At 65.9% G+C, this 16,140-nt stretch carries 13 protein-coding genes and 1 pseudogene; 7 read left to right on the plus strand and 7 right to left on the minus strand.

Annotation, left to right across the window (positions count from 1 at the left end; genetic code table 11):
- Positions 1-21: 21 nt before the first annotated feature.
- Together LRS53_RS23825 and LRS53_RS23830 are read right to left on the minus strand one after the other, a co-directional pair.
- Positions 22-609, minus strand: a complete 588-nt coding sequence (locus LRS53_RS23825) for a methyl-accepting chemotaxis protein (protein WP_409258688.1) — start codon at positions 607-609, stop codon at positions 22-24.
- A pseudogene (locus LRS53_RS23830) lies at positions 610-1,680 on the minus strand (PAS domain-containing protein); the annotation flags it as partial.
- Here LRS53_RS23830 and glyA point away from each other — a divergent pair.
- The 6 genes from glyA (at position 1,597) to purU (ending at position 9,108) form a co-directional block, all read left to right on the plus strand.
- Positions 1,597-2,850 (plus strand): serine hydroxymethyltransferase, encoded by a 1,254-nt coding sequence (gene glyA, locus LRS53_RS07900; RefSeq protein WP_017639230.1) that lies wholly within the window; start codon positions 1,597-1,599, stop codon positions 2,848-2,850. The pseudogene LRS53_RS23830 and the gene glyA sit on opposite strands and share 84 nt — an antisense overlap.
- Before the next feature lie 78 nt (positions 2,851-2,928).
- Positions 2,929-4,179: a sarcosine oxidase subunit beta family protein gene (locus LRS53_RS07905; RefSeq protein ID WP_017639231.1), complete on the plus strand. Its 1,251-nt coding sequence runs from the start codon at positions 2,929-2,931 to the stop codon at positions 4,177-4,179.
- Between the two features lie 11 nt (positions 4,180-4,190).
- Entirely contained in the window at positions 4,191-4,490 is a 300-nt protein-coding gene (locus LRS53_RS07910) for a sarcosine oxidase subunit delta (protein WP_017639232.1), read from the plus strand.
- Positions 4,487-7,507, plus strand: coding sequence for a sarcosine oxidase subunit alpha (locus LRS53_RS07915; protein ID WP_231355554.1), 3,021 nt, complete (start codon positions 4,487-4,489; stop codon positions 7,505-7,507). The genes LRS53_RS07910 and LRS53_RS07915 overlap by 4 nt, the downstream gene beginning before the upstream one ends.
- Before the next feature lie 15 nt (positions 7,508-7,522).
- The gene (locus tag LRS53_RS07920) at positions 7,523-8,152 is read left to right on the plus strand and encodes a sarcosine oxidase subunit gamma (RefSeq protein WP_231355555.1); all 630 of its coding nucleotides are present in this window, start codon (positions 7,523-7,525) and stop codon (positions 8,150-8,152) included.
- Positions 8,153-8,250: 98 nt separating this feature from the next.
- Positions 8,251-9,108 carry a formyltetrahydrofolate deformylase gene (purU, locus tag LRS53_RS07925; protein WP_093253079.1) on the plus strand — a complete coding sequence of 286 codons (858 nt, stop codon included), beginning with the start codon at positions 8,251-8,253 and terminating at the stop codon, positions 9,106-9,108.
- Positions 9,109-9,418: 310 nt separating this feature from the next.
- Here the strand turns inward: purU and choV are convergent, their stop codons facing one another.
- From choV to choX, 4 genes are all read right to left on the minus strand, one after another.
- Positions 9,419-10,651 carry a choline ABC transporter ATP-binding protein gene (choV, locus tag LRS53_RS07930; RefSeq protein WP_017639236.1) on the minus strand — a complete coding sequence of 411 codons (1,233 nt, stop codon included), beginning with the start codon at positions 10,649-10,651 and terminating at the stop codon, positions 9,419-9,421.
- 3 nt (positions 10,652-10,654) lie between these two features.
- Positions 10,655-11,497: a choline ABC transporter permease subunit gene (choW, locus tag LRS53_RS07935; RefSeq protein ID WP_017639237.1), complete on the minus strand. Its 843-nt coding sequence runs from the start codon at positions 11,495-11,497 to the stop codon at positions 10,655-10,657.
- A 116-nt stretch (positions 11,498-11,613) separates the two neighbouring features.
- Positions 11,614-12,552, minus strand: a complete 939-nt coding sequence (locus LRS53_RS07940) for a choline ABC transporter substrate-binding protein (RefSeq protein WP_017639238.1) — start codon at positions 12,550-12,552, stop codon at positions 11,614-11,616.
- Positions 12,553-12,824: 272 nt separating this feature from the next.
- Positions 12,825-13,763: a choline ABC transporter substrate-binding protein gene (choX, locus tag LRS53_RS07945; RefSeq protein ID WP_231355556.1), complete on the minus strand. Its 939-nt coding sequence runs from the start codon at positions 13,761-13,763 to the stop codon at positions 12,825-12,827.
- Between the two features lie 465 nt (positions 13,764-14,228).
- Between choX and LRS53_RS07950 the strand changes: the two genes are divergently transcribed.
- Positions 14,229-15,326 carry a GlxA family transcriptional regulator gene (locus LRS53_RS07950; protein WP_017639240.1) on the plus strand — a complete coding sequence of 366 codons (1,098 nt, stop codon included), beginning with the start codon at positions 14,229-14,231 and terminating at the stop codon, positions 15,324-15,326.
- Between the two features lie 15 nt (positions 15,327-15,341).
- On the opposite strand, the gene LRS53_RS07955 is transcribed toward LRS53_RS07950, so the two are convergent.
- Entirely contained in the window at positions 15,342-16,127 is a 786-nt protein-coding gene (locus tag LRS53_RS07955) for an N-acetylmuramoyl-L-alanine amidase (RefSeq protein ID WP_231355557.1), read from the minus strand.
- Positions 16,128-16,140 lie beyond the last annotated feature (13 nt).

Genomic DNA, 16,140 nt, shown 5'->3' on the forward strand with positions numbered 1-16,140 from the left:
ATCCCGATCAAGCCAGCACCCTCAATGGCCCACCCAGTTACGCGCGCCCTTGGGAATCACCTCGGATTCGTCCAGCTTGCTGGCGAACATGCTCACGGCTTCCACGGCGTCGCTGGCGCCATCGCGGATCTGCACGATCACCGCACCGGCCTGGTCCGCCAGCTCGACGCCCTTGGCCGCCCGGCCCTGGGTGCTTTCCATGCTGGCGACCGCCTGCTGGGTTTCGCTGAGGATCCGGCCGATCATCTCGGCGATTTCCGCCGTGGCGCTGCTGGTGCGCCCCGCCAGCTGGCGGACCTCGTCGGCGACCACGGCGAAGCCACGGCCCTGGTCACCAGCGCGGGCGGCCTCGATGGCGGCGTTGAGCGCCAGCAGGTTGGTCTGGTCGGCGATGCCGCGGATGGTGTTGACGATGGCGGTGATCTGCTCCGAGCGCTGACCCAGTTGGCCGATCACCTCGGCGGAGGCGCTGACGTTGTGCGCGATCTCGCGCATCTCGCCCGCAGCGGCCTGGATGATCCGGGTGCCGTGCTCGGCGACCTTCTCGGTCTCGGCGGAGATGTGATAGGCCCGCGAGGCGCTGCGGCCGTCGCTTTCGTGCTTTTCCACCCGCTCGCTGATATCGCTGGCGTACTTGACCACCTTATAGAGCCGGCCGGTGGCGTCGTACACCGGGTTGTAGCTGGCTTCCAGCCAGATCACCCGACCATGCTTGCCCAGGCGCTTGAACTGGCCGCGAAAGAATTCACCGGCGTTGAGGCGGCGCCAGAAGTCGGCGTATTCGCTGCTGTTGACCAGAGCCGGTTCGCAGAATAGCCGATGCTGCTGGCCCTGGATCTCCTTCAGGCCGTAGCCCAGGGTGGCCAGGAAGTTGTCGTTGGCGTCCAGGATACGTCCGTCCAGGTCGAACTCGATGCGCGCCAGGGCGCGGTCCAGCGCCTTGAGCTTGCTTTGGGCTTCGCTGTCGCGCTCGACCTGGGCGGTGATGTCGAGGGCGTACTTCACCACCTTGGCGATCTTGCCGCTGCTGTCGGGTACCGGGTTGTAGCTGGCTTCCAGCCAGAGGGTACGGCCCTGGGCGTCCAGGCGCTGGAAGGTGCCGGAGACGAAGTCACCGCGTTTCAGGCGCGCCCAGAAATCGCCATAGTCGCGACCCTGGACCACGGCGGCCGGGCAGAGTCGGCGGTGCTGCTGGCCGACCAGGGCGTCGGCGCGATAGCCGGTCAGCCGGAGAAAGTTGTCGTTGGCGCGCAGGATGGTGCCGTCGAGATCGAACTCGATCACCGCCATGGAACGCTCCAGTGCCTGGGTCAGGCCCTGGTTGGCGTTCGCCTCGGCTTCCAGCCGAGCGATGGTCTTCTTTAGATGCGCATTGAACATGGCAGAACTCGCTGGCTGGGATAAAGACGTAGCCAGCCTATCGGCTCCAAGCGAGCCGACTTGAAGGGACTCGGCGAGCGGTGGAACACGGCGTCTGGACGGCTGTCGCAAACGCGCCGGCCCGGGGCGTAAACAGGCATCTTGGGGGTTGGGGCCGGGCCTACCATCGCGGCCAAGGGGGTGGTTTTCACCGCCACAGACTTTAGGAGCGCCGCGATGTTCAGCAAGCAGGACCAAATCCAGGGCTACGATGATGCGTTGTTCGCCGCCATGGGCGAGGAAGCGCGGCGCCAGGAGCATCACCTGGAACTGATCGCGTCCGAAAACTACACCAGCCAGCGCGTCATGGAAGCCCAGGGCAGCGTGCTGACCAACAAGTACGCCGAAGGCTATCCGGGCAAGCGCTACTACGGTGGCTGCGAGCACGTCGACAAGGTCGAGCAGCTGGCCATCGAGCGCGCCAAGCAGCTGTTCGGCGCCGACTATGCCAACGTCCAGCCGCACTCCGGTTCCCAGGCCAACTCGGCCGTCTACCTGGCGCTGCTGCAACCCGGCGACACCATCCTGGGCATGAGCCTGGCCCATGGCGGTCACCTGACCCACGGCGCCAAGGTCAGCTCCTCCGGCAAGCTCTACAACGCGGTGCAGTACGGCATCAACACCGACACCGGGCTGATCGACTATGACGAGATCCAGCGTCTGGCCGAGGAGCACAAGCCCAAGATGATCGTGGCGGGCTTCTCCGCCTATTCCAAGACCCTGGACTTCCAGCGCTTCCGCGACATCGCCGACAGCGTGGGCGCCCTGCTGTTCGTCGACATGGCCCACGTGGCCGGTCTGGTCGCTGCCGGTGTCTATCCGAACCCGGTGCCCTTCGCCGACGTGGTGACCACCACCACCCACAAGACCCTGCGCGGCCCCCGTGGCGGCCTGATCCTGTGCAAGGCCAACGCCGACATCGAGAAGAAACTCAACGCCGCGGTGTTCCCGGGCGCCCAGGGCGGTCCGCTGATGCACGTCATCGCCGGCAAGGCCGTGTGCTTCAAGGAAGCCCTGGAGCCCGGCTTCAAGACCTACCAGCAGCAGGTGATCAAGAACGCCCAGGCCATGGCTGGCGTGTTCAAGGCCCGCGGCTTCGACGTGGTCTCCGGTGGCACCGACAACCACCTGTTCCTGGTCAGCCTGATCAAGCAGGGCATCACCGGCAAGGATGCTGACGCCGCCCTAGGTCGCGCCTGCATCACCGTGAACAAGAACGCCGTGCCCAACGATCCCCAGTCGCCCTTCGTGACCTCGGGGCTGCGCATCGGCACCCCGGCCCTGACCACCCGTGGCCTGGGCGTCAGCGAAAGCGAACGCGTCGCCGGGTGGATCTGCGACATCCTCGACCACCTCGGCGATGCCGATGTGGAAGCCCAGGTGGCGCGCCAGGTGGCCGCGCTGTGCCGCGACTACCCGGTTTACCGCTAGTCGCCGCGCGCCTGACGCAACCCCTATCCAACCCCTTTCCCCCTCGCGGAAAGGGGCGTCGTCTGCAGGAGTCTCCAGATGCAACGCTATTCCGGCTTCGGCCTCTTCAAGCACTCCCTGAGCCATCACGAGAACTGGCAGCGGATGTGGCGTACCCCGACGCCCAAGCCGGTCTACGACGTGGTCATCGTCGGCGGTGGCGGTCACGGTCTGGCCACCGCCTACTACCTCGCCAAGCAATTCGGCGTGAAGAACGTCGCGGTGATCGAGAAAGGCTGGCTGGGCGGCGGCAACACCGCACGCAACACCACCATCGTTCGCTCCAACTATCTGTGGGACGAGTCGGCGCACCTCTATGAGCACGCCATGAAGCTGTGGGAAGGCCTGTCCCAGGACCTGAACTACAACGTCATGTTCTCCCAGCGCGGCGTCTACAACCTCTGCCACACCCTGCAGGACATGCGCGATTCCGAGCGCCGGGTCAGTGCCAACCGCCTCAATGGCGTGGACGGCGAGCTGCTCGACACCCGCCAGGTGGCCGAGGAGATTCCCTATCTGGACTGCAGCAAGAACACCCGCTACCCGATCTTCGGTGCCACCGTGCAGCGTCGTGGTGGTGTGGCCCGTCACGACGCCGTGGCCTGGGGCTTCGCCCGCGCCGCCGACGCCCTGGGCGTGGACCTGATCCAGCAGACCGAAGTCACTGGCTTCCGCAAGCAGGACGGCAAGGTGATCGGCGTGGAAACCAATCGCGGCTTCATCGGCGCCCGTCGCGTCGGCGTGGTCACCGCGGGCAACTCCGGGCACATGGCCAAGCTCGCGGGCTTCCGCCTGCCGCTGGAATCCCACCCGCTGCAGGCGCTGGTCTCCGAACCGATCAAGCCCATCATCGACAGCGTCATCATGTCCAACGCGGTGCACGGCTACATCAGCCAGTCCGACAAGGGCGACCTGGTGATCGGCGCCGGTATCGACAGCTGGGTCGGCTACGGCCAACGCGGCTCCTACCCGGTGATCGAGCATACCCTGCAGGCCATCGTCGAGATGTTCCCGATCCTCTCGCGGGTACGCATGAACCGTCAGTGGGGCGGCATCGTCGACACCTCGCCGGATGCCTGCCCGATCATTTCCAAGACCCCGGTGGAAAACCTGTTCTTCAACTGCGGTTGGGGTACCGGCGGCTTCAAGGCCACTCCCGGCTCGGGCAACGTCTTCGCGGCGTCCCTGGCCTCCGGCGAGATGCATCCGCTGGCCAAGCCCTTCTCCATCGACCGTTTCCACACCGGCGCGCTGATCGACGAACACGGCGCAGCGGCCGTCGCGCACTAAGGAGCCCGAGCATGTTGTACATCCACTGCCCCCACTGCGGGGAATTGCGCTCCGAAGAAGAATTCCACGCCGCTGGCGAGGCGCACATCCCGCGTCCGCTGGATCCCGAGGCCTGCAGCGACGCGGAGTGGGGCGATTACATGTTCTTCCGCGACAATCCGCGCGGTCTGCGTCACGAGCTGTGGGTCCACGCGTCGGGCTGCCGCCAGTACTTCAACGCGACCCGTAACACCGAGACCTACGAAATTCTCGAAACCTATCCGATCGGCGAGCAGCCCCGCTTCACCGCCGAGCGAGGAGAGCGCACATGAGCCAGGTCCATCGACTCACCCAGGGCGGTCGCCTGGACCGCAGCCAGGCCATCACCTTCACCTTCAACGGTCAGACCTACCAGGGCTTCAAGGGTGACACCCTGGCCTCGGCACTGCTGGCCAACGGCGTGGACGTGATCGGGCGCAGCTTCAAGTACTCCCGCCCCCGCGGCATCGTCGCCGCCGGTGCCGAAGAGCCCAACGCCATCATGCAGATCGGCGCCACCGAGGCCACCCAGGTGCCCAACGTGCGGGCCACCCAGCAGGCGCTGTATCCGGGCCTGGTCGCCGCCAGCACCAATGGCTGGCCGAGCGTCAACAACGACCTCATGGGCATTCTCGGCAAGGTCGGCGGCAAGATGATGCCGCCCGGGTTCTACTACAAGACCTTCATGTATCCGCAGAACCTGTGGATGACCTACGAGAAGTACATCCGCAAGGCCGCTGGCCTCGGGCGTGCGCCGACCCAGGTCGATCCCGACACCTATGACAACTTCAACCAGCACTGCGACGTGCTGGTGGTGGGCGGTGGCGCTGCCGGTCTGGCGGCGGCCCTGGCCGCCGGTCGCAGCGGTGCCCGGGTGATCCTGGCCGACGAGCAGGAAGAATTCGGTGGCAGCCTGCTGGACAGCCGCGAGCGTCTCGACGGCGCCCCGGCCGCCGACTGGGCGGCCAAGGCGGTCACCGAGCTGCAGGGCCTGGACAACGTGGTCCTGCTGCCGCGCGCCACGGTCAACGGCTACCACGACCACAACTTCCTCACCATTCACGAGCGGTTGACCGATCACCTGGGTGATCGCGCGCCCCATGGCCAGGTGCGTCAGCGCCTGCACCGTGTCCGCGCCACCCGCGTGGTACTGGCCACCGGCGCCCACGAGCGGCCGCTGGTGTACGGCAACAACGACCTGCCGGGCAACATGGTGGCCGGCGCCGTTTCCACCTACATCCGCCGCTATGCCGTGGCCCCGGGTCAGCGGCTGGTGCTGTCCACCAACAACGATTACGCCTACCGCGTGGCGCTGGACTGGCTCGAAGCCGGTCGCCAGGTGGTGGCCGTGGCCGATGCGCGGCCCAATCCGCGCGGTGCCTGGGTCGAGGAAGTGCGCAAGCGTGGCGTGCGGGTCATGGGCGGCACCGCCGTAAGCGAAGCCCGTGGCAACACCCGCGTGACCGGCGCCAAGATCGCCACCATCGACCTGACCGCCTTCCGCACCCTGGGTGGCGGCGAGTGGCTCGACTGCGACCTGATCGCCACCTCCGGCGGCTACAGCCCGGTGGTCCACCTGGCCTCGCACCTGGGCGGTCGTCCGCAGTGGCGTGAGGACATCCAGGCCTTCGTGCCCGGTCCGGCGCCGCAGAAGCGGGTCTGCGCCGGTGGCGTGAACGGCGTATTCGCCCTGGGCGACGTCCTGGCCGATGGTTTCGAGGCTGGCGCCACCGCGGCGGCCGAAGCCGGTGCCAAGGTGGTCAGCGGTGAACTGCCCCAGGCCGAATTCCGCCAGGAAGAGCCGAGTCTGGCGCTGTTCCAGGTGCCCCACGACAAGCCGTCGTCGCGGGCGCCCAAGCAGTTCGTCGACCTGCAGAACGATGTGACCGCCGCCGGCATCGAGCTGGCCTGCCGCGAGGGCTTCGAGTCCATCGAGCACGTCAAGCGCTACACCGCCATGGGCTTCGGCACCGACCAGGGCAAGCTGGGCAACATCAACGGCCTGGCCATCGCTGCCCGCGTGCAGAGCAAGGCCATCCCGGAAGTCGGCACCACCATGTTCCGCCCGAACTACACGCCCATCACCTTCGGCGCCATCGCCGGACGGCATTGCGGCCACCTGTTCGAGCCCAAGCGCTACACCGCGCTGCACGCCTGGCACCTCAAGCAGGGCGCGCTGTTCGAGGACGTCGGCCAGTGGAAACGCCCCTGGTACTTCCCCAAGGCGGGCGAGGACCTGCATGCCGCGGTCAACCGCGAGTGCCTGGCCGTGCGCCGTAGCGTCGGCCTGCTCGACGCCTCCACTCTGGGCAAGATCGACATCCAGGGCAAGGATGCGCGCGAGTTCCTCAATCGCGTCTACACCAACGCCTGGACCAAGCTGGACATCGGCAAGGCCCGTTACGGCCTGATGTGCAAGGAAGACGGCATGGTCTTCGACGACGGCGTCACCGCCTGTCTCGCCGACAACCACTTCCTGATGACCACCACCACCGGCGGCGCGGCGCGCGTCTTCGAATGGCTGGAGCTGTACCACCAGACCGAATGGCCGGAGCTAGAGGTGTACTTCACCTCGGTCACCGACCATTGGGCGACCCTGACCCTGTCCGGTCCCAACAGCCGCAAGCTGCTGGCCAAGCTGACCGACATCGATCTGGACAACGCCGCCTTCCCCTTCATGGCCTGGAAGGAAGGCCAGGTGGGCGGGGTGCCGGCGCGGGTGTTCCGCATCTCCTTCACCGGCGAGCTCTCCTACGAGATCAACGTGCCGGCCAACTACGCCATGGGCGTGCTGGAGCAGGTGGTCGCCGCGGGCAAGGAGTTCGACCTGACCCCCTATGGCACCGAGACCATGCACGTACTGCGAGCGGAGAAGGGCTTCATCATCATCGGTCAGGACACCGATGGTTCGGTCACGCCCCAGGACCTGGGCATGGGCTGGGCGGTGAGCCTGAACAAGAGCTTCTCCTTCATCGGCAAGCGCGGTATGCATCGCGTGGACTGCGTCCGCGAGAATCGCAAGCAGCTGGTGGGCCTCAAGCCCCTGGATGCCCGCGACGTGCTGCCGGAAGGCGCGCAGCTGGTGTTCGAGCGCAACCAGCCGATCCCCATGGACATGGTCGGTCACGTGACCTCCAGCTACCACAGCGCGACCCTGGGCTACGGCTTCGCCATGGCGATGGTCAAGGGTGGGCTGGGCCGCATGGGCCAGACCGTCTACGCCCCGCTGGCCGACGGCCGCTACATCGCTGCCGAGATCGTCTCGCCGGTGTTCTACGACCCCAAGGGTGAGCGGCAGAACGTCGCCTAACGAGGATAGCGCCCCATGAACAACATCAATGTGTACGACCAATACTCCGCCAAGGCGCGCGCCGAATCCCCGCTGTTCCACGCCGAGCTGAGCAAGCTCGCCGGACGGGGCCCGGCCACCGCCGGGGTGATCCTGCGCGAGCGGGCCCTGCTGGGTCACCTGGTGCTCCGTGGCGATGCCCATGACGAAGGCTTCACCGGCGCCGTGCAGAGCGTGGTCGGCCTGGAAGTGCCCGGTCCGCTGGCGATCACCCAGAAGGGCGAGAGCTCGCTGCAGTGGCTCGGCCCGGACGAATGGCTGCTGGTGGTGCCCGGTGGCAGCGAGTTCGCCACCGAGCAGGCCCTGCGCCAGGCGCTGGGCGAGCGCCATGTCGCCATCGTCAATGTCGGCGGCGGCCAGACGCTGGTCGAACTCAAGGGCCCCAAGGTGCGTGAAGTGCTGATGAAGTCCACCTCCTACGACGTCCACCCGAGCAACTTCCCGGTGGGCAAGGCCGTGGGTACGGTGTTCGCCAAGTCCCAGCTGATCATCCGCCACACGGCGGAAGACACCTGGGAGCTGGTGGTGCGCCGCAGCTTCGCCGACTACGTCTGGCTGTGGCTGCAGGACGCGAGCGCCGAGTACGGACTGCGCATCGAGGCCTGACCGATCGCTGCGTTCAGTCGCTCTATCGAACCCGACCTGTGTTGTGCGCAGGTCGGGTTTTGTGATTCTGGCTTCATCTCCATGCAAAGGAATTCATCATGAGCCGCACGCCCGATACCTGGATCCTCACCGCCCAGAGCCCGAGTCGCCTCGGCACCGTGGACGTGGTCACGCGCTACCTGTTCGAGCAGGGCTGCTATGTCACCCAGCACCACAGCTTCGATGATCGCGAGGCCCAGCGCTTCTTCATCCGGGTGGAATTCCAGGTGCCCGGCGATTTCAACGAAGGCCTGTTCCGCGTCGGCCTCGACCTGCGCTTCACCCCCTTCGACATGACCTTCGAACTGACCCCGCCAGGCTATAGAGCCAAGGTCGCCATCATGGTCTCCAAGGCCGACCACTGCCTCAACGACCTGCTCTATCGCCAGCGCATCGGCCAATTGCCCATGGACGTGGTGGCGGTGATCTCCAACCACCCGGACCTGGAACCCCTGGCGGCCTGGCACGGCATTCCCTATCACCATTTCCCCCTGGATCCCCAGGACAAGCCGGCCCAGGAAGCTCGGGTCTGGCAGGTGCTGCAGGAGACTGGCGCCGAGTTGGTGATCCTCGCCCGCTACATGCAGGTGCTGTCGCCGGAACTCTGCCGTCGCCTCGACGGCTGGGCGATCAACATCCACCACTCCCTGCTGCCCGGCTTCAAGGGCGCGCGGCCCTATCACCAGGCCTATGCCAAGGGCGTCAAGCTGGTGGGTGCCACTGCGCACTACATCAACAACGACCTGGACGAAGGCCCCATCATCGCCCAGGGCGTCGAGTCCGTGGACCACGCCCACTATGCCGAAGACCTGGTGGCCCGCGGCCGTGACATCGAGTGCCTGACCCTGGCCCGGGCGGTGGGCTATCACCTGGAACGCCGCGTCTTCCTCAACGCCGGGCGGACGGTGGTGCTCTAACCCTTCTCGCTACCCATCCCGGCAGGCTGCGAGATCGCCAAGGCGTTCGCAGCCTGCCTGTCCTGCGCCACCTCGATCATTTTTCTATCGGCACGGCGGTACCCATCAGGCGCTGCCCGGAGACGTGCGCGCGTCCTTTGGCCGTGCTAGGTGAACAGGGTCAGGCTGAGCGACGGCCAGGGATGGAGGTGTAGCTCGGGATGAGCAGAGGTGTCGGGTAAGCGCGCCGTGGATGGTGCTGCCGGCGGTGGAGCAGGAGGGCGGTGCGCACCCGCCTCCGTAGGGGAGAGGCGGGTGGCGGGGCAGGCGGTCAGCCGGCCTGGGACAGGGTCGAGCGGACCGCAGGCGGGGCGACGTCTTCGCCGGCCTTTTCCAGATTCTTGCCCAGCAGGGCGTGGTAGAGCTCCTTGTCACCGAGGATGCCCACGGCGCGGCCTTCGGTCTCCAGCACCAGCTTGTGCCCGGTGTGGTAGCGGATCTCCAGGGCATCGCGCATGCGGATGTCGGCCGGTGCCAGGGTCGGTTGGCGTTGCAGGCTGGTGACCGGCATGCCCGGGGTCCAGCGTTGCAGGGCCAGGCTCTCGCCGCCACGGCGCAGGGCCTTGACCGTCTGGTTTTCCAGGGCCAGCCAGATATCGTGGCTGCGCTCCAGGCAGATCTCGTTGCCTTCACGACCGCACTTGTCCAGGCCACGCATCAGGCTATAGCCGCTGAGCACGTTGAGCGGATTGGTATGGGCAACGAAGGTGCGCACGTATTCGTCCGCCGGATTGAGCACGATGTCTTCGGGGCGGCCGTGCTGGATGATGCGGCCGTCCTTCATGATGGCGATGTTGGTGCCGATCTTGAGGGCTTCGTCGAGGTCATGGCTGACGAAGACGATGGTCTTGTTGACCTTGGCCTGCAGCTGCAGCAATTCGTCCTGCAGTTGCTGGCGGATCAGCGGGTCGAGGGCGGAGAAGGGCTCGTCCATCAGCAGGATGTCGGCGTCCATGGCCAGGGCCCGAGCCAGGCCGACGCGCTGCTGCATGCCGCCAGAGAGGGAGTCGGGCTTCTTGTTGCGCCACTGGGTCAGGCCCACCAGCTCCAGCTTCTCGTCGACCAGCTTCTTGCGCTCGGCAGCCGAGCGGCCCTGCATCTCCAGGCCGAAGCCGACGTTCTCGGCCACGGTCAGCCAGGGCATCAGGGCGAACTTCTGGAACACCATGGCGATGCGGGTGGTGCGCATGTCCTTGAGCACGGCGGGCGAGCAGTTGGCGATGTCCACCTCGGCGCCCTGGTGCTCGATCAGCAGCTTGCCGCGACTTACGGTGTTGAGGCCATTGATGCAGCGCAGCAGGCTGGACTTGCCCGAGCCGGACAGGCCCATCAGCACGCAGATCTCGCCTTTCTGGACCTCCAGGCAGGCGTCCTCGACGCCCAGTACCTGGCCGGTTTCCTGGAGGATCTCGCTGCGACCCTTGCCCTGGTCGAGCAGCTCCAGGGCGCGCTTGTTCTGCTTGCCGAAGATGACGTCGACGTGTTCGAAACGTATGGCGGTCATGACTTATTTAACCTCGCGTGGGGCGGGTTGCTTGCACACCCGGTCGAGCAGGATGGCGATCAGGACGATGGACAGGCCGGCTTCGAAGCCCAGGGCGATGTCCGCGGTGTTGAGGGCGTTCACCACCGGCTTGCCGAGGCCATCGGCGCCCACCAGGGCGGCGATCACCACCATGGACAGCGACAGCATGATGCACTGGGTGATGCCGGCGCCGATGCTGGGCATGGCGTGGGGCAGCTCGATGCGGGTCAGCAGCTGCCAGCGCGAGCAGCCGAAGGCCTTGCCGGCGTCCATCAGCTCGGCGGGAACGTCCTGGATGCCCAGGCAGGTCAGGCGGATCGGCGCGGCCACGGCGAAGACCACCGTGGAGATCAGCCCGGGCACCACGCCCAGGCCGAACAGGGTCAGGGTCGGAATCAGATAGACGAAGGTGGGGACCGTCTGCATCAGGTCCAGGACCGGGCGCAGGCCGGTGTAGAACCAGGGTTTGTGCGCGGCGATGATACCCAGCGGCACGCCGACGGCGATGCACACCAGGGTGGCGAAGACCACCTGGGCCAGGGTTTCCATGGTTTCCTGCCAGTACCCCAGGTTGAGGATCAGCAGCAGGGAGATGAGGGCGAAGATCACCAGGCCGATGCTGCGTTGCAGCAGATAGATCCCTACCGCGACCAGGGCAATGAAGGCCAGCGGGTGGAACCACATCAGGCCGGCAGTGAGGCCGTGGATGAGGCCGGACAGCACATCGGAGATCTTGTCGAAGACGCTGGCGCCATGCAGCGTCAGCCAGTCGATGAAATCGGCGATCTGCTGGCCGAGAGGGAGCTTGTGGTCGGTGATTAACATAACGGTGCCCGTCAGGTAGGAGTGGACAGGTCGAAGCACGAGAACCGCTGATTCGTGCTTCGGCTGTGGCAGTACCCGCCCGAACTGGCGCGGGACAGTCGAATGTTAGTGTTCGCTCAGGGGGCCAGGGCGGTCTTCGCCGCCTCCAGCGCAGGCTTGCCATCGCGGGTGGTCACGCCGGCCAGCCACTGGTCGAGCACCTGCGGATGCGCCTTGAGCCAGGCCTTGGCGGCGGCGCTCGCGGCTTGTTTTTCGTTGAGCACCTTGTCCATCAGCTGGTTTTCCATGTCCAGGGTAAAGGACAGGTTGGTCAGCAGCTTGCCCACGTTGGGGCATTCCTGGACGTAGCCCTTGCGCACGTTGGTGTAGATGGTGGCGCCGCCGTAGTTGGGGCCGAAGACGTCGTCGCCGCCCTGGAGATAGGCCATCTTGAAGCGGGTGTTCATCGGGTGGGGTTCCCAGCCGAGGAAGACCACCCACTGCTGGCGCCGCTCGGCGCGCTGGATCTGCGACAGCATCCCGGCCTCGCTGGACTCCACCAGCTTGAACTTGCCCAGGTCGAAGGTGTTCTTGTCGATCATGCCCTGGATCAGGCGATTGCCATCGTTGCCCGGCTCGATGCCGTAGATCTTGCCGTCGAACTTGTCGGCGTTCTTGGCGATGTCGGCGAAGCTCTTGACCCCGGCGTCATAGACGTACTGGGGGACGGCCAGGGTGTACTTGGCGCCCTCCAGGTTGGCGCGCACGGTCTCGACGCTGCCATTGTCGGCATAGGGCTTGATGTCCGCCGCCATGCTCGGCATCCAGTTGCCGAGGAAGACGTCGATGTCCTTGTTCTGCAGGGACTTGTAGGTAACCGGTACGGAGATCATGTTGGTCGTGGTCTGGTAGCCGAGGGCGTGCAGCACCTCGCTGGTCACGGCCGTGGTCACGGTGATGTCGGTCCAGCCGACGTCAGCAAAGCGCACCTTGGCACAGGAAGCCGGTTCGGCCGCCTGAACAGCGAGTGGCGCCAGCAGAGCGGCACTCAAGAGCCAACGGGAACAACCTTTCATGGACACATCTCCTTGCGTTTGGCGGGGTACCTTTCGGTGCGCCCCACGTGTATTTATCTGTAACCCATCCCCCCAGGCTCGCCTACCGCCTGCGTCGCTACCAGTGTACGCGGCGTCGCAACCAGAAGCGGAAATGTCGTATCCAGCACGAGCCCCGGGGCAGGTCCGCGCCTAGGGCGGCGTGGCCGCGCGAGGCGGCGGTGCGAGCGCACATGCCCCTTGCGGCGAGCCGCTGCCCAGAGGGGTTGATAGCCATCGCACAGGCCCGCGACTCAGTTGGCCAGGCTGGCCTTCACCGCGGCGTTGCCCGGCGCGCCGCTGCGAGTGGCGACGCCCTTGAGCCAGGCGTCGAGGCGTTCGGGATTGCGCTTGAGCCAGTTGCGCACGGCGCGGCGCGGATTGTCCTTTTCGTTGAGCACCCGATCCATCAGCTGGTTTTCCATGTCCAGGGAAAACTCCAGGTTGCCCAGCAGCCGGGCCACGTTGGGGCACTGCTGGGCATAGCCCTTGCGCACCACCGTGTAGACCGTCGCCCCACCCTGATTGGGTCCGAAGTAGTCGTCGCCGCCGTCCAGGTAGGCCAGCTTGTGCCGGACGTTCATCGGATGCGGTTCCCAGCCGAGAAAGACGATCCACTGGCGGTCCAGCAGCTCCTTCATCCGCACCTGGGTCAGCATGCCCTGCTCGCTGGATTCGTCGAGCCTGAAGTCGCCCAGGCCGAAGGCGTTGCTGGCGATCATCTTCTTGACCAGGGCATTGCCGTCGTTGCCGGGCTCGATGCCATAGATAGTGCGGTCGAAACGCTCGGCGAAGCGGGCGATGTCGGCGAAGTTCTTGACCCCGGCCTCGTAGACATACTCGGGCACCGCCAGGGTGTAGCGAGCGCCCTCCAGATTGGCGTGCAGGCGTTCGACCGCTCCTGCGTCGACCATGGGCTGGCTGAGCTTGGCCTGCGCCGGCATCCAGTTGCCGAGAAAGACATCGGCCTCGCCTGCGGCCAGGGCGTCGTAGGTCTGCGGCAGGGACAGGCGCAGCACCTCGGTCTCGTAACCGAGGGCGCTGAGCAGATAGCGGGTCATGGCGTTGGTGATATTGAGATCCGACCAGCCGACATCGGCCAGGCGCACCTGCTGGCAACTTTCGGCCTCGCCCGCCTGCACGGTCGAGCTCAGCAACAGACCGGACAACCACAGCGCTTGGGAGATTTTCATCCTGAACTCCAGGGAATCGCGAAGGGAAGGACCCTGGCCACTGCACGTACCGGTCCGTCTGGTCCCGGTCTTGATGGCTTTTCGCCACAAGTGGCCAGAAGGGCGACCAACGGTCGCTGGCCTGAACTACAACCGTGCCAACTGAGTCGCCATGCCACATTTTGGCGCGCATCGGTTATGTCCTGGTGTTACCGATGGGATACCTCTGGCGAAGTGCTATCTCCCAGAGGTCGGTCTCAGACCTGAAAGGTCGCAATTAAAAACCCTATCTAATCAACGCCATTGACCGCTGCTTAATGGATTATTCGCCCCAGACAGCCTGCCTGCAGCGGGGTTCACCCATTTTCGGCATGGGAATTGCGACATGACTTATGCGTCCGCGACACATCTTTCGCCCAACGTTGTCCGCCGCACCTCATTAGAGCCCAGCAAAGGGCCCCAGCCTGCGTGAAGGAGATTCAAACCATGTCGCCCATTCCCACCTCGTCACAGGCCCGTGCGATCCAGTCCATCGGCTTTCTGCTGCTGGACAACTTCACACTTATCTCCCTGGCGTCGGTGGTGGAGCCGCTGCGCATGGCCAACCAGCTGTCGGGACGCGAACTCTATCGCTGGTGCACCCTGAGTCTGGACGGCCGTCCGGTGCGGGCGAGCGACGGCTTGCAGATCACTCCGGACAGCGCCGTCAGCGCCGCCCCGGCAATGGACATGGTGATCGTCTGCGGCGGCGTGGGCATCCAGCGTAGCGTGTCGCGCGAGCATTGCACCTGGCTGCAGAGCCAGGCGCGCCAGGGCCGCAAGCTGGGCGCGGTCTGTACCGGCAGCTGGGCCCTGGCCCGTGCCGGTCTGCTCGACGGCTACGACTGCAGCGTGCACTGGGAAACCCTGGCGGCCCTGCAGGAAGCCTATCCGCGCGTGGTGCTCAGCACCCGTCTGTTCACCATCGACCGCAACCGCTGCACCGCCTCGGGCGGTACCGCGCCGATGGATATGATGCTGCACCTGATCGGTCGCGAGCATGGTCGCGAGCTGTCGGCGGCGATCTCGGAGATGTTCATCTACGAGCGCATCCGCAACGAGCAGGATCACCAGCGCGTCCCGCTCAAGCACATGCTGGGTACCAACCAGCCCAAGCTGCAGGAGATCGTGGCGCTGATGGAGGCCAATCTCGAAGAGCCCATCGACCTCGACGAGCTGGCGGTCTATGTGGATGTGTCCCGGCGCCAGCTGGAGCGCCTGTTCCAGAAGTACCTGCACTGCTCGCCGTCGCGCTACTACCTCAAGCTGCGGCTGATCCGCGCCCGGCAGCTGCTCAAGCAGACCACCCTGTCGATCATCGAGGTGGCCTCGGTGTGCGGCTTCGTCTCCACCCCGCACTTCTCCAAGTGCTACCGCGAATACTTCGGCATCCCGCCGCGCGACGAGCGCCAGGGTCCGACCATCCAGCAGCCCATCGCACTGATGCCGCTGTCCCAGGAGCTGTCGCTGATGCCGGCCTCGTCCGCGCTGGCGGCCCTGAGTCAGGCCCAGGGCGAATCCACCTTCGCCAGCGTGCGGCTGTAGGTCGCCTCGGCCGGCCTAGCGACCGCTGGGCAGGCTGAGCAGCAATGCCGCCGTCTGCAGATCCGGCTGGCCGTCGAAACGGCCGGGCCGGTACTTCATCTGGAAGGCACCGATGACATCGCGGGTGGCCGCATCGAGCACGCCGGTGCGCGGCACCGCATAACCGATCCGCGCCAGCTGATCCTGGAACCAGGCCGGCGGCGGCAGCACGCCGCCCAGGCTGGCCTGGCGCTGGGCGACCACGTTCTGATTCGGCCAGTTGATCAGCCCCGCCGCGGCCAGGCGCGCCCAGGGAAACAGCGGACCCGGATCCTGCTTGCGTCCCGGGGCGATGTCGCTGTGGCCGACGATGGCGCGGCGATCCAGGCCGTGGCGTTGTTCAATGTCCTTGAGCAGCGGAATCAGCGCCTGGATCTGGGCTTCGCTGAAGGGATACCACTGGCGTCCGGCCGGGGTGTCGCGAAAGCCCAGGTTGACCATCTCGATGCCGATGGAGGTGGAATTGAGCCAGGTACGGCCTTCCCATTCGCTGACGCCGGCATGCCAGGCGCGGCGATTCTCATCCACCAGACGGTAGATGGTGCCATCGGTGTCGATCAGGTAGTGGGCGCTGACGCCGGCCTGGGTCAGCAGCTTGAGCGACTGCTGGGAGCCCGCTGCGGTGTAGTGCAGCACGATGTACTGCACCCGGCTGTCCTGGTCGCGGGCGGTGTAGTCGTCGTTGATGCGCGGACCGCTGGAGCAGCCGGCCAGGAGCAGGCCGCAGAGCAGCCAGGGGAGGAACTTGAAGGGATTTCGCACGATTACCTCGCGA

It is taken from the genome of Pseudomonas sp. PLB05, assembly GCF_021106615.1.
GTDB classification, from domain to species: Bacteria; Pseudomonadota; Gammaproteobacteria; order Pseudomonadales; family Pseudomonadaceae; genus Chryseomonas; species Chryseomonas benzopyrenica.